Consider the following 12,985-nt stretch of genomic DNA (forward strand, 5'->3'; position numbering starts at 1 on the left):
ACCATGGCCCGGTTTGTGTTGCTTCCTAACAATGCAATGCAAATCGGGCTTTTTTGTTCGGCGTTTGACAAGCTGCTTAGGTTTGGGAAGCGTGTCAAACGATACAAAATCGAATATCAGCTTAAAGGTGGGGACAAAATGAAGCCGCTTGTAGGTGTCATCATGGGAAGTACATCTGATTGGGAAACAATGAAACATGCGTGCGATATCTTAGAGGAATTAGACATTCCGTATGAAAAACAGGTAGTATCCGCACACCGGACACCTGACTTGATGTTTGAATATGCGACAGAAGCAAGAGGTAAAGGACTAAAAGTCATCATTGCCGGTGCTGGAGGCGCAGCACATTTACCGGGGATGGTCGCAGCGAAAACGACACTGCCGGTCATTGGTGTGCCCGTACAATCAAAAGCACTAAATGGACTGGATTCCTTATTATCCATCGTTCAAATGCCAGGCGGTGTACCAGTTGCGACAGTTGCGATTGGCAAAGCCGGTGCAACAAATGCAGGGCTTCTAGCTGCACAAATGATTTCAGCATTTGATGAAACAATCGCTGCTCGCCTTGAAGAAAGAAGAGAGCAAACAAAACAGACTGTACTAGAAAGCAGTGATCAGCTTGGCTAAGCAGACCATTTTTCCAAACGCAACCATCGGTATTATCGGCGGAGGACAGCTTGGCAGATATATGGCCGTCAGCGCAAAGCAAATGGGGTACCGGGCAGCTGTCTTAGACCCAGTCGCACAATCTCCTTGTGGACAGGTTGCTGATACAGAAATCACAGCTGCATATAGTGACCTGGATGGAATCAGACAGCTCGCAGAAATTAGCGATGTCGTGACATATGAATTTGAAAATATTGATTATGATGCACTTAATCAATTGAAGGAAGAAGCCAATTTACCGCAAGGAAGTGAACTTCTTCTTTTAACTCAAAATCGTGAAACGGAGAAAAAAGGGATTGTAGATGCAGGCTGTGAAGTCGCGCCTTATCGTATCATTCATGATGAAAAAGAGCTGGAAGACGCAGTAACCGTAGTTGGTTTGCCAGCCGTTCTGAAAACATGCAGAGGCGGCTACGATGGAAAAGGGCAGTATGTGATCAAGGAAATAGGACAGCTTCATGAAGCAACTGCATTGCTCACACATGGAACTTGTGTTTTAGAAAGCTGGGTCCCATTTCAAATGGAGCTCTCGGTCATCGTCACTCGTTCTATTCATGGGGAGATTGCGGTATTCCCTGTCGCTGAGAACATTCATAAGCACAACATTTTGTTCCAAAGCATTGTGCCTGCAAGAGTAGATAAAAGCATTCAGGAGAAGGCAAAAGTGTTGGCAACGACACTGGCTGAAAAGCTGGGGCTAGTGGGTACACTTGCTGTAGAACTGTTCCTGACAAACGAAGGAGAGCTGCTCGTCAATGAACTGGCGCCTCGCCCGCATAATTCTGGTCATTATACGCTCGATTTATGTGAGACGAGTCAGTTTGAACAGCACGTTCGCGCGATATGCGGTTTGCCGCTTGGCGGTACAGCCCTTTTATCAGAGGGCATGATGGTGAACTTATTAGGCGATGAAGTAGACATCCCAAAAGAACAACCTGAGCTTCTCAAAGAAGCGAAGCTTTATCTATATGGAAAGCATGAAGTGAAAACCGGCCGCAAAATGGGGCATATGACTTTTATGAAACAGCTTGATGATGAATGGATGACAAACATCACAAAGATATGGACTGAAAGAGATGGAGGAAACGGGAAATGATCGAACGTTACGCACGACCAGAAATGTCAGCAATCTGGACAGAGGAAAACAAATTTAATGCATGGCTTGAAGTAGAAATTCTCGCTTGTGAAGCTTGGGCAGAGCTCGGCGTTATTCCAAAAGAAGACGTTGTGACCATGCGCAAGAATGCAAGCTTTGATATTGATCGTATTCTAGAGATTGAACAAGACACGCGCCATGACGTGGTTGCCTTTACGCGTGCTGTATCTGAATCTCTAGGAGAAGAAAGAAAGTGGGTTCATTACGGGTTAACCTCTACAGACGTAGTGGATACGGCGCTTTCATATCTATTAAAACAGGCGAACGATATCTTGCTCAAGGACATTGAGAGATTTGTTGACATCCTAAAAGAAAAAGCAAAAGAGCATAAATATACCGTCATGATGGGCCGTACACACGGTGTACACGCTGAACCGACAACATTTGGCCTGAAGCTTGGTCTTTGGTACGAAGAAATGAAGCGTAACCTAGAACGTTTTAAACAAGCAAAAGCTGGCATTGAATTCGGCAAAATGTCTGGAGCTGTTGGCACATATGCGAACATCGACCCATTTGTTGAGCAATATGTATGTGAGAAGCTTGGCATCAAAGCTGCACCAATCTCAACCCAAACCTTGCAGCGTGATCGTCATGCCGATTACATGGCAACTCTTGCACTGGTCGCAACAAGCATTGAGAAATTTGCTGTTGAAATTCGTGGACTTCAAAAGAGTGAAACACGTGAAGTAGAAGAGTTCTTTGCAAAAGGACAAAAAGGATCATCAGCAATGCCGCATAAACGCAACCCAATCGGCTCTGAAAATATGACGGGAATTGCCCGCGTCATCCGTGGATATATGCTGACAGCTTATGAAAATGTACCACTTTGGCATGAGCGTGATATTTCTCATTCGTCTGCTGAACGCATCATTTTACCAGATGCAACGATTGCACTGAACTACATGCTAAACCGTTTCTCAAACATTGTGAAAAACTTGACGGTCTTCCCTGAGAACATGAAACGCAACATGGACCGCACACTTGGCTTGATTTATTCACAACGCGTTCTTCTTGCATTAATCGATACAGGTATGGCACGTGAAGAGGCATATGATACGGTTCAGCCGAAGGCAATGGAAGCGTGGGAAAAGCAAGTGCATTTCCGTTCATTAGTAGAAGCGGAAGAAAAAATCACATCACGCTTAACACCTGAACAAATCGCTGACTGCTTCGATTACAACTATCACTTGAAAAATGTCGATATGATTTTCGAACGTCTAGGTCTTGCGTAAGAAATGGGTCGCCTGCTCGTCAGGTGCCCAATCCTGAAAATTGCCAACATTCAAATTAGGAGGCCAACCTGAATGACTGTGAAACAAGAACTTCTCTACGAAGGCAAAGCGAAAAAAATCTATCAGACCGATGACGAGCATATTCTATATGTCGAATATAAAGACTCAGCGACAGCATTTAACGGCGAAAAGAAAGCAGAAATCGAAGGCAAGGGCAGACTGAATAACGAAATTTCAAGCTTAATCTTTCAAATGCTGCATGAGAAAGGGATCAACAATCACTTTGTGAAACGCCTTTCTGAAACAAAGCAGCTCATTCAAAAGGTGCAGATTGTGCCACTTGAAGTCGTTGTACGAAATGTGGTGGCAGGCAGTATGTCAAAGCGCCTTGGCATTCCAGAGGGAACAAAACTGGATACACCATTGATCGAGTTTTACTACAAAGATGATGCACTCGGCGATCCGCTCATTACAGAAGATCATATTCGCATTTTAGATGCAGCGACACCAGAGCAAGTCGAGGAAATGAAGCAGATCACAAGACAAGTAAATGAAGAGTTAAAGCAAATCTTCTCAGACTGCCATGTGAATTTAATTGATTTCAAACTTGAATTCGGAATAGATCACGAGAATCGTATTTTGCTAGCTGATGAGATTTCACCTGATACGTGCAGGCTTTGGGACAAAGATACAAACGAAAAGCTTGATAAAGACGTGTTCAGACGAAACCTGGGCGGCTTAACAAATGCATACGAAGAAATTTTCAAAAGACTTGGAGGCCATAAACATGTATAAAGTGAAAATTTTTGTCAGCTTAAAAGAGAGCGTTCTTGATCCACAAGGAAGTGCCGTGCAGCACGCCTTGCACAGCATGTCTTATCAGGAAGTAAAGGATGTCCGTATCGGGAAATACATGGAGCTTGTCATTGAAAAATCAGATCGTGATTTAGACACAGTCGTCAAAGAAATGTGTGAAAAATTACTGGCCAACACGGTGATTGAAGATTACCGCTATGAGGTGGAGGAGGTTGTCGCACAGTGAAGTTTGCAGTGATCGTCTTGCCTGGCTCTAACTGTGATATCGATATGTACCATGCGATTCAAGATGAGTTAGGTGAACAAGTTGAATATGTATGGCACGACGAAACGAGTCTAGACGGATTTGACGGTGTACTCGTACCAGGCGGTTTCTCTTATGGGGATTACTTAAGATGTGGTGCGATTGCTCGCTTTTCAAACATCATGCCGGCGGTGAAAAAAGCAGCTGCGGAAGGAAAGCCTGTTCTTGGTGTTTGTAACGGGTTCCAAATTCTTCAGGAGCTTGGCATTCTTCCAGGTGCGATGAGACGAAATAAAGACTTAAAATTTATCTGTCGTCCAGTTGAACTCATTGTAGAGAACAACGAAACGCAATTTACAAGCGGCTATCAAAAAGGCGAATCCATTTCGGTTCCTGTAGCGCACGGTGAAGGCAACTTCTACTGTGATGAAGACACTTTAGCAAAGCTTATTGAAAATAACCAAATCGCTTTCACTTACGGAGACGATATTAACGGCAGTGTCAATCGAATTGCAGGTATTACGAATGAAGAGGGCAATGTACTCGGCATGATGCCGCACCCTGAGCGCGCGGTGGATACATTACTAGGCAGCGCAGACGGACTTAAATTGTTTCAATCTATCGTGAAAAATTGGAGGGACACTCATGTCACTACTGCTTGAACCAAGTCACAAGCAAATTAAAGAAGAGAAATTGTATCAGCAAATGGGATTGAGTGATGAAGAATTCGCTTTAATCGAATCCATTATTGGCAGGCTGCCAAACTACACAGAAACGGGTATTTTTTCTGTCATGTGGTCAGAGCATTGCAGTTATAAAAACTCAAAGCCTGTTTTAAGCAAATTCCCGACAAAAGGAGAGCATGTTCTTCAAGGTCCTGGGGAAGGCGCTGGAATCGTTGATATTGGAGACAACCAAGCGGTTGTATTTAAAATCGAATCACATAACCATCCATCTGCGATTGAACCGTATCAAGGAGCGGCAACAGGTGTCGGCGGAATTATCCGTGATGTATTCTCCATGGGTGCGCGTCCAATTGCTGTACTAAACTCTCTTCGTTTTGGTGAACTGACTTCACCGCGCGTGAAGTACTTGTTTGAAGAAGTAGTGGCAGGGATCGCAGGCTATGGAAACTGTATCGGAATTCCTACAGTCGGCGGAGAAGTTCATTTTGATCAAAGCTATGAAGGCAATCCGCTTGTGAATGCGATGTGTGTTGGATTAATCAACCATGAGGACATCAAAAAAGGGCAGGCAAAAGGTGTCGGCAACACGGTGATGTACGTTGGTGCTAAAACGGGACGTGACGGTATTCACGGTGCAACATTTGCGTCTGAAGAATTTTCCGATGAATCAGAAGAAAAACGTTCAGCGGTTCAAGTCGGCGATCCATTCATGGAAAAACTGCTGCTTGAAGCGTGCCTTGAAGTCATCAAAAATGATGCGCTCGTTGGGATTCAAGATATGGGAGCGGCTGGTTTAACAAGCTCAAGTGCGGAAATGGCGAGTAAAGCAGGTTCTGGTATTGAGATGAATCTAGACCTCATTCCGCAGCGTGAAACAGGCATGTCCGCATATGAAATGATGCTGTCTGAATCGCAAGAGAGAATGCTTCTGGTCATTGAAAAAGGCCGTGAGCAAGAAATCATTGATATTTTCGAAAAATACGATCTTGAAGCAGTATCAGTCGGTCATGTGACAGACGATAAAATGCTTCGTTTACTCCATCAAGGCGAAATGGTTTGTGAGCTTCCTGTTGATGCACTAGCAGAGGAAGCACCGGTTTATCACAAGCCGTCAAGTGAGCCTGCATACTATCGTGAGTTTTTAGAAACGAAAGTGGAAGCTCCAGCGATCACAGATGCAGCACAGACATTAAAGCAGCTCCTTCAGCAGCCAACGATTGCAAGTAAAGAATGGGTCTATGATCAGTATGACTACATGGTTCGGACAAATACCGTCGTTGCACCGGGCTCTGATGCGGGCGTACTAAGAATCCGCGGAACGAAAAAAGCCCTAGCGATGACAACAGATTGTAACGCACGCTATCTCTACCTTGATCCAGAGGTCGGCGGGAAAATCGCCGTCGCAGAAGCAGCACGTAACATTGTCTGCTCAGGCGCTCGTCCACTAGCAGTGACAGATAACCTAAACTTCGGTAACCCGGAGAAACCAGAAATTTTCTGGCAAATTGAAAAATCTGCTGACGGGATTAGCGAAGCATGCCGCACGCTAAGCACACCAGTTATCGGTGGGAACGTCTCTTTATATAACGAATCAAATGGAACAGCGATTTACCCAACACCAGTCATTGGAATGGTTGGTTTGGTTGAAGATACTGCTCATATTACGACGCAATCGTTCCAGCAGGCTGGCGATGTCATTTTCGTCATTGGTGAGACGAAGGAAGAATTCGCAGGCAGTGAGCTTCAAAAGATGACAGAAGGCCGTATTTACGGAAAAGCACCAGAAATTGATTTGGACGTAGAGCTGACGCGTCAGGAAGCCCTTCTAGCCGCAATTCAAAACGGTCTCGTTCAATCAGCACACGATGTGTCTGAAGGCGGACTTGGTGTAGCACTTGCTGAAAGTACATTTGGAACTGACGGGCTTGGTGCAGATATCCAAATCGATTTAATCAGTGAAGCTTCATTATTCAGTGAAACACAGTCACGTTTTGTCGTCACAGTTAAACCGGAGCACCGCGAAGCGTTTGCTGCGGCGGTCAAAGATGCGAAAGAAGTCGGAACGGTTACAAATGATGGTGTGTTTACTGTCAAAAATCAAGAAGGACAACAATGGATTCATGCAGCGGTCAACGAGCTTGAACGTGCATGGAAAGGAGCGATCCCATGCTTGCTGAAATCAGAGGCTTAAATGAAGAGTGTGGTGTCTTTGGGGTTTGGGGACACGAAGAAGCCCCGCAAATCACATATTACGGATTGCATAGCCTTCAGCACCGAGGACAAGAAGGTGCGGGAATCATTGCAACAGATGGTGAGAACCTGACATCACACAAAGGCCTTGGACTGATTACGGAAGTCTTTCAAAACGGTGAGCTAAAGGATTTGAAAGGAAAAGGTGCGATCGGACACGTTCGGTATGCGACAGCAGGCGGAGGCGGCTTTGAAAATGTGCAGCCCCTCTTCTTCCGTTCGCAAAACAATGGCAGCCTTGCCCTTGCTCATAATGGGAACTTAGTAAATGCAACGCAGTTAAAGCAGCAGCTAGAGAACCAAGGGAGTATTTTTCAGACCTCTTCTGATACCGAAGTGCTAGCTCATTTAATTAAGCGCAGCGGGCATATGGAATTGAAGGAACAGATCAAAAATGCGTTGTCTATGCTTAAGGGAGCATATGCTTTCTTAATCATGACGGAAACAGAAATGATCGTGGCGCTTGATCCGAACGGCTTACGCCCACTTTCACTTGGTATGCTTGGGGATGCTTATGTTGTCGCTTCTGAAACATGTGCATTTGATGTCGTCGGTGCCACGTATTTACGTGATGTGGAGCCTGGCGAAATGCTGATCATTAATGACGAAGGCCTCAAATCTGAGCGCTTCTCGATGAACATTAACCGCAGCATGTGCAGCATGGAATACATTTATTTTTCAAGACCTGACAGCAATATCAACGGCATCAATGTGCATAGTGCGAGAAAGAGTCTTGGCAAAAAGCTTGCTGAGGAAGCGCATGTCGAAGCAGATGTTGTGACAGGTGTACCAGATTCCAGTATTTCTGCAGCGATTGGATATGCCGAAGCAACAGGTATTCCGTATGAGCTCGGTTTGATTAAAAATCGTTATGTTGGCCGGACGTTTATCCAGCCGTCTCAAGCATTGCGTGAGCAGGGCGTACGGATGAAGCTGTCTGCTGTGCGCGGTGTAGTCGAAGGAAAGCGTGTCGTGATGGTGGATGATTCCATCGTACGCGGGACAACGAGCCGCAGAATTGTCACGATGCTAAGAGAAGCGGGTGCGACGGAAGTCCATGTACGCATTAGTTCACCGCCAATCGCACACCCATGTTTTTATGGAATTGATACATCCACACACGAAGAGCTGATTGCTTCTTCTCATTCAGTGGAAGAAATTAGACAGGAAATCGGTGCAGATTCCATTGCATTTTTATCTGTAGACGGTTTAATGGACGGGATTGGCAGGAAGTATGATGATCCGCAGCGCGGTCAGTGTTTAGCATGCTTTACTGGGAAATACCCGACTGAAATATATGAAGATACGGTTCTTCCGCATGTGAAGGAAACGGTCCTGACGAAATAATCGAATAAAGGAGCAGCAGTCAAGATGAGTTGATATGCTGCTCTTTCATTCTGCCGAAAATACATGGAAAGCAGCAGCTAAAAGGAGTGAATGGGATGTCAGAAGCATATAAAAACGCCGGTGTCGACATCGAAGCAGGGTACGAAGCCGTCAAACGAATGAAAACACACGTAGAACGTACAAAACGAGCAGGTGTCATGGGCGCTCTAGGTGGATTTGGCGGTATGTTTGATCTATCTGAGCTGCCATACAAAAAGCCCGTTCTTGTTTCAGGAACAGATGGTGTCGGAACGAAATTAAAGCTTGCCTTTTTAATGGATAAACACGATACGATCGGCGTCGATGCCGTGGCCATGTGTGTCAACGATGTGCTTGCACAAGGGGCAGAACCGCTCTTTTTCTTAGATTACTTAGCCGTTGGAAAAGCAGATCCGGTAAAAATTGAATCCATTGTCAAAGGTGTGGCTGACGGATGTGAGCAGTCTGGTTCAGCACTTGTCGGCGGTGAGACAGCCGAAATGCCAGGTCTTTACACAGAAGAAGAATATGATATTGCTGGTTTTTCAGTAGGTGTCGTTGAAAAGGACGAAATCGTGACAGGAAACAGCATCAAAGAGGGACATTTGCTCATTGGACTCAGCTCAAGTGGAATTCATAGCAATGGATACTCTCTCGTTCGTAAAGTCTTGCTGGAAGACGCTGGTCTTGACCTGCACCAAACGTATGAACCTTTTACAAGACCGCTCGGTGAAGAGCTTCTTGAACCGACAAAAATTTATGTGAAGCCCGTTCTCAAACAAGTAAAAGCCGGCAAAGTTGACGGCATGGCACATGTGACAGGCGGCGGTTTTATTGAGAATTTACCACGTATGCTGCCTGAAGGTCTTGGCGTTGAGATTGATAACGGCTCATGGCCAGTACCACCCATTTTCTCCTTTATCCAAGAAAAGGGTCAGTTGAAGGCAGAAGAGATGTTCAACGTGTTTAATATGGGCATTGGCTTTGTCCTAGCTGTAAAAGAGGACGATCTTGTGGATGTGATTAGTGAGCTTGAACAAGATGGAGAAAAAGCCTTTCTCATCGGACGTGTTCAAAAAGGAGAAGGTGTCACATTCGGCGGTGGAAGCCTCTCATGAAGAAGTTTGCGATCTTCGCCTCTGGAAGCGGGACGAACTTTCAAGCCATTATAGATACGTTAAAAGAAGAAAAGTGGCAGGCAGAGGCCGCCATTGTGATTTGTGATAAACCGGGTGCAAAGGTGCTGGAGCGAGCTGAGAAAGAGGGCATTCCCTCCTTTGCTTTTACCCCGAAGGCTTTTCCGAATAAAGCCGCTTTTGAACAAACGATCATCGAACAACTGAGGCTTCATGAAGTAGAATGGGTTTTCCTTGCGGGGTATATGAGACTGATCGGTCCGACATTACTTGAAGCATACAAAGGGAAAATCGTGAATATCCACCCATCCTTGCTGCCAGCATTCCCAGGTCTTGATGCCATCGGACAAGCCTATCAAGCAGGCGTCAAAGTGGCAGGCATCACCGTCCATTTTGTCGATGAAGGGATGGATACAGGTCCGATTATTGACCAAGCCGCGATCTATATTGAACAAGGCGAAGAGCTTGAATCAATTGAAAAAAGAATGCATGAACTAGAACACACACTATATCCAAAAGTGATCAAATCACTTTTAGAATTATCTTAATGAGGTGACGAAGGCATGACGATCAAACGCGCATTAATCAGTGTTTCTGATAAAACGAATCTTGTACCTTTTGTGAACGAATTAACAGAACTTGGTGTTGAAGTCATTTCAACTGGAGGTACACATAAGCTTCTTCAAGAGAATGGCATTGATGTCATTGGGATTTCTGAAGTCACTGGATTCCCTGAAATCATGGACGGACGACTCAAAACGCTTCACCCGAACATTCATGGTGGATTATTGGCAGTGAGAGAAAATGATGAGCATATGGCACAGATTGAAAAGCATGGCATTCAGCCGATTGATCTTGTTGTCGTAAATCTCTATCCTTTCAAAGAGACGATCTCAAAAGACGATGTAACGTATGAAGAAGCAATTGAAAACATTGATATTGGCGGACCGGGAATGCTTCGTGCGGCATCGAAAAACCACCAAGACGTCACAGTGATTGTCGATCCTCGTGATTATGATACAGTCGTTCAGCAAATCAAAGAAGGCGGCGTGTCACTTGAGAAAAAACGTGAGCTTGCGGCGAAGGTATTCCGTCATACAGCTGCTTACGATGCCCTCATTGCAGATTATTTAACGAACTTTGTTGGCGAAACAGAGCCAGAGCAGTTCACCGTCACGTTTGAGAAAAAACAATCCCTTCGCTATGGAGAAAACCCGCACCAAGCGGCGACTTTCTATGAAAATGCTCTTTCAAGCAAAGGCTCTTTAGCTACTGCAACGCAATTACACGGAAAAGAGCTTTCCTACAACAACATCAAAGATGCAGATGCAGCTCTTCAAATCGTGCGTGAATTTACGGAGCCAGCGGCTGTGGCTGTAAAACATATGAACCCATGCGGCGTTGGTACTGGAGAAACGATTGCAGAAGCCTTTGACCGTGCATTCAAAGCAGATGAAACGTCTATTTTTGGCGGCATTGTGGCGCTTAACCGTGAAGTAGACAAACAAACAGCTGAGGTGCTGCATACGATTTTCTTAGAAATCGTCATCGCCCCATCCTTTAGCCAAGAAGCACTTGACGTGTTAACAGCGAAAAAGAATCTTCGTCTATTAACACTAGATGTAGAAGCGAATCTTGAGAAAAAAGAAAAGCAGCTGACAAGTGTCCATGGCGGACTGCTCGTGCAGGATATTGACACGTACGGCTTAGAGGAAGCAACCATCTCTATTCCAACGAAAAGAGAACCAACAGAAGACGAATGGAAAGATTTAAAGCTTGCATGGAAAGTCGTCAAGCATGTGAAATCAAATGCCATTGTCCTCGCGAAGGATCAAATGACAGCAGGTATCGGCGCTGGTCAGATGAACCGTGTGGGCTCAGCGAACATTGCGATTGAACAAGCAGGTGAAAAAGCGAAAGGAAGCGCACTAGGCTCTGATGCGTTCTTCCCAATGGGCGATACAGTGGAAGCTGCTGCGAAGGCAGGCGTCACAGCGATCATTCAACCAGGCGGTTCCATTCGTGATGAAGAATCGATTCAAAAGGCAGATGAATACGGCATCGCCATGGTCTTCACTGGCGTTAGACATTTCAAACATTAAGGGGATGACAGTGTGAACGTATTAATTATCGGCAGAGGCGGAAGAGAGCATACCATCGCATGGAAAGTGAACCAAAGTGAACTTGTCAGCCAAGTATTTGTCGCACCCGGCAATGATGGAATGACAGATGCTGCGAAACTTGTCCCAATCGACGAAGGTGATCATGAGGCGTTAATTCGTTTTGCAAAAGACAATAAAATCGGCTTAACGATTGTCGGTCCAGAGGTTCCTTTAATTGCAGGTGTGGTGGATGCATTTGAAGAGGCAGGTCTAAAGGTATTTGGACCAAATGCAAAAGCCGCAGTCATTGAAGGCTCAAAAGAATTTGCAAAAGACTTAATGAAAAATTATGAGATCCCGACCGCCGGTTACGCTACCTTCACATCGTTTGAAGAAGCGAAAGCATATGTGGAAGAAAAGGGTGCGCCGATTGTCATTAAAGCAGATGGTCTCGCAGCAGGAAAAGGCGTGACCGTTGCGATGACACTTGAAGAGGCGATCAACTGTCTGCACGACTTTTTAGAGGATGAAAAGTTTGGCGATGCAAGTGCATCTGTCGTCATCGAGGAATTTTTAACAGGCGAGGAATTTTCATTGATGGCCTTTGTTAATGGAGAAAAGGTGTACCCAATGGTGATCGCGCAAGATCACAAACGGGCATTTGAAGATGACAAAGGACCGAATACCGGCGGAATGGGCGCTTATTCACCAGTTCCGCAAATTTCAGATGAAGTTGTCCAAAAAGCGGTGGAAGATGTCGTCAAACCGGCGGCTCGCGCCATGGTGCAGGAAGAGCGTCCGTTTACAGGCATTTTATATGCAGGCTTAATGCTAACACCAGAAGGCTCAAAGGTCATTGAGTTCAATGCACGCTTCGGCGACCCTGAAACGCAGGTGGTTCTCCCTCGTCTTGAATCAGATCTAGTTCAAGTCTTCATCGACATTCTGGACGGAAAAGATGTGGACTTGCGGTGGAAAGACACTGCCGCTGTCAGTGTCGTTCTTGCTTCAGAAGGATACCCTGAAGACTACGCAAAAGGCGCGCCAATCGGTGCTTTGCAAACAACGGTGTCTGATGTCGTGACCTTCCACGCAGGAACAAAAAAAGAAAACGATCAATTCGTCACAAATGGCGGCCGTGTAGCGAATGTGACGGCATTTGATGACACATTTGAAGCGGCAAGATCAAGAGTGTATGAAGCGGTTGAAGAAATCATTCAACCAGGGCTATTTTATCGCCGTGACATTGGTGCCCGTGCGCTGAAGGCTGCGGGGAAAACCGTTTAATCAAAACACCTTTCTATCTGATGAGATGGAAAGGTGTTTTTTGTT

Annotated in this window: 12 protein-coding genes; all 12 read left to right on the forward strand. The window is 45.4% G+C overall.

The features are described from left to right. Nucleotides 1-138 precede the first annotated feature (138 nt). The 12 genes from purE (at nt 139) to purD (ending at nt 12,940) form a co-directional block, all read left to right on the forward strand. Nucleotides 139-627: a 5-(carboxyamino)imidazole ribonucleotide mutase gene (purE, locus tag MHI11_RS03280; protein WP_044141605.1), complete on the forward strand. Its 489-nt coding sequence runs from the start codon at nt 139-141 to the stop codon at nt 625-627. Next, nucleotides 620-1,762 (forward strand): 5-(carboxyamino)imidazole ribonucleotide synthase, encoded by a 1,143-nt coding sequence (gene purK, locus MHI11_RS03285; RefSeq protein WP_268484505.1) that lies wholly within the window; start codon nt 620-622, stop codon nt 1,760-1,762. The genes purE and purK overlap by 8 nt, the downstream gene beginning before the upstream one ends. Continuing rightward, a complete protein-coding gene (gene purB, locus MHI11_RS03290) occupies nt 1,759-3,054 on the forward strand; it encodes an adenylosuccinate lyase (protein ID WP_340960436.1) in 1,296 nt (431 codons plus the stop codon). Before purK ends, purB begins: the two co-directional genes overlap by 4 nt. 72 nt (nt 3,055-3,126) lie before the next feature. Further along, the gene (gene purC / locus MHI11_RS03295) at nt 3,127-3,849 is read left to right on the forward strand and encodes a phosphoribosylaminoimidazolesuccinocarboxamide synthase (protein WP_044141517.1); all 723 of its coding nucleotides are present in this window, start codon (nt 3,127-3,129) and stop codon (nt 3,847-3,849) included. Beyond that, nucleotides 3,842-4,096 carry a phosphoribosylformylglycinamidine synthase subunit PurS gene (gene purS, locus MHI11_RS03300; RefSeq protein WP_003214349.1) on the forward strand — a complete coding sequence of 85 codons (255 nt, stop codon included), beginning with the start codon at nt 3,842-3,844 and terminating at the stop codon, nt 4,094-4,096. The genes purC and purS overlap by 8 nt, the downstream gene beginning before the upstream one ends. Then, nucleotides 4,093-4,776 carry a phosphoribosylformylglycinamidine synthase subunit PurQ gene (gene purQ, locus MHI11_RS03305; RefSeq protein WP_066031226.1) on the forward strand — a complete coding sequence of 228 codons (684 nt, stop codon included), beginning with the start codon at nt 4,093-4,095 and terminating at the stop codon, nt 4,774-4,776. The genes purS and purQ overlap by 4 nt, the downstream gene beginning before the upstream one ends. Further along, nucleotides 4,760-6,991, forward strand: coding sequence for a phosphoribosylformylglycinamidine synthase subunit PurL (gene purL, locus MHI11_RS03310; protein WP_340960437.1), 2,232 nt, complete (start codon nt 4,760-4,762; stop codon nt 6,989-6,991). The genes purQ and purL overlap by 17 nt, the downstream gene beginning before the upstream one ends. Then, nucleotides 6,967-8,397: an amidophosphoribosyltransferase gene (purF, locus tag MHI11_RS03315; RefSeq protein WP_012009144.1), complete on the forward strand. Its 1,431-nt coding sequence runs from the start codon at nt 6,967-6,969 to the stop codon at nt 8,395-8,397. The genes purL and purF overlap by 25 nt, the downstream gene beginning before the upstream one ends. A 95-nt stretch (nt 8,398-8,492) precedes the next feature. Next, nucleotides 8,493-9,533 carry a phosphoribosylformylglycinamidine cyclo-ligase gene (purM, locus tag MHI11_RS03320; protein WP_113768216.1) on the forward strand — a complete coding sequence of 347 codons (1,041 nt, stop codon included), beginning with the start codon at nt 8,493-8,495 and terminating at the stop codon, nt 9,531-9,533. Then, nucleotides 9,530-10,099: a phosphoribosylglycinamide formyltransferase gene (gene purN, locus MHI11_RS03325; protein ID WP_044141522.1), complete on the forward strand. Its 570-nt coding sequence runs from the start codon at nt 9,530-9,532 to the stop codon at nt 10,097-10,099. Before purM ends, purN begins: the two co-directional genes overlap by 4 nt. A 15-nt stretch (nt 10,100-10,114) precedes the next feature. Next, nucleotides 10,115-11,653, forward strand: coding sequence for a bifunctional phosphoribosylaminoimidazolecarboxamide formyltransferase/IMP cyclohydrolase (gene purH / locus MHI11_RS03330; protein ID WP_340960438.1), 1,539 nt, complete (start codon nt 10,115-10,117; stop codon nt 11,651-11,653). Nucleotides 11,654-11,665: 12 nt separating this feature from the next. Further along, on the forward strand, nt 11,666-12,940 hold the full coding sequence (purD, locus tag MHI11_RS03335; protein ID WP_340960439.1) for a phosphoribosylamine--glycine ligase: 1,275 nt from the start codon (nt 11,666-11,668) through the stop codon (nt 12,938-12,940). The last annotated feature ends 45 nt before the right edge of the window (nt 12,941-12,985 follow it).

This window comes from Bacillus sp. FSL K6-3312, assembly GCF_038007485.1.
Classification (GTDB): domain Bacteria; phylum Bacillota; class Bacilli; order Bacillales; family Bacillaceae; genus Bacillus; species Bacillus pumilus.

What these genes read in the sequence shown, in the direction of transcription:
- purF (WP_012009144.1), top strand. Translation starts at nt 6,967, where the DNA reads ATGCTTGCTGAAATCAGAGGCTTAAATGAAGAGTGTGGTGTCTTTGGG.
- purN (WP_044141522.1), top strand. Translation starts at nt 9,530, where the DNA reads ATGAAGAAGTTTGCGATCTTCGCCTCTGGAAGCGGGACGAACTTTCAA.
- purS (WP_003214349.1), top strand. Translation starts at nt 3,842, where the DNA reads ATGTATAAAGTGAAAATTTTTGTCAGCTTAAAAGAGAGCGTTCTTGAT.
- purL (WP_340960437.1), top strand. Translation starts at nt 4,760, where the DNA reads ATGTCACTACTGCTTGAACCAAGTCACAAGCAAATTAAAGAAGAGAAA.
- purM (WP_113768216.1), top strand. Translation starts at nt 8,493, where the DNA reads ATGTCAGAAGCATATAAAAACGCCGGTGTCGACATCGAAGCAGGGTAC.
- purH (WP_340960438.1), top strand. Translation starts at nt 10,115, where the DNA reads ATGACGATCAAACGCGCATTAATCAGTGTTTCTGATAAAACGAATCTT.
- purE (WP_044141605.1), top strand. Translation starts at nt 139, where the DNA reads ATGAAGCCGCTTGTAGGTGTCATCATGGGAAGTACATCTGATTGGGAA.
- purC (WP_044141517.1), top strand. Translation starts at nt 3,127, where the DNA reads ATGACTGTGAAACAAGAACTTCTCTACGAAGGCAAAGCGAAAAAAATC.
- purB (WP_340960436.1), top strand. Translation starts at nt 1,759, where the DNA reads ATGATCGAACGTTACGCACGACCAGAAATGTCAGCAATCTGGACAGAG.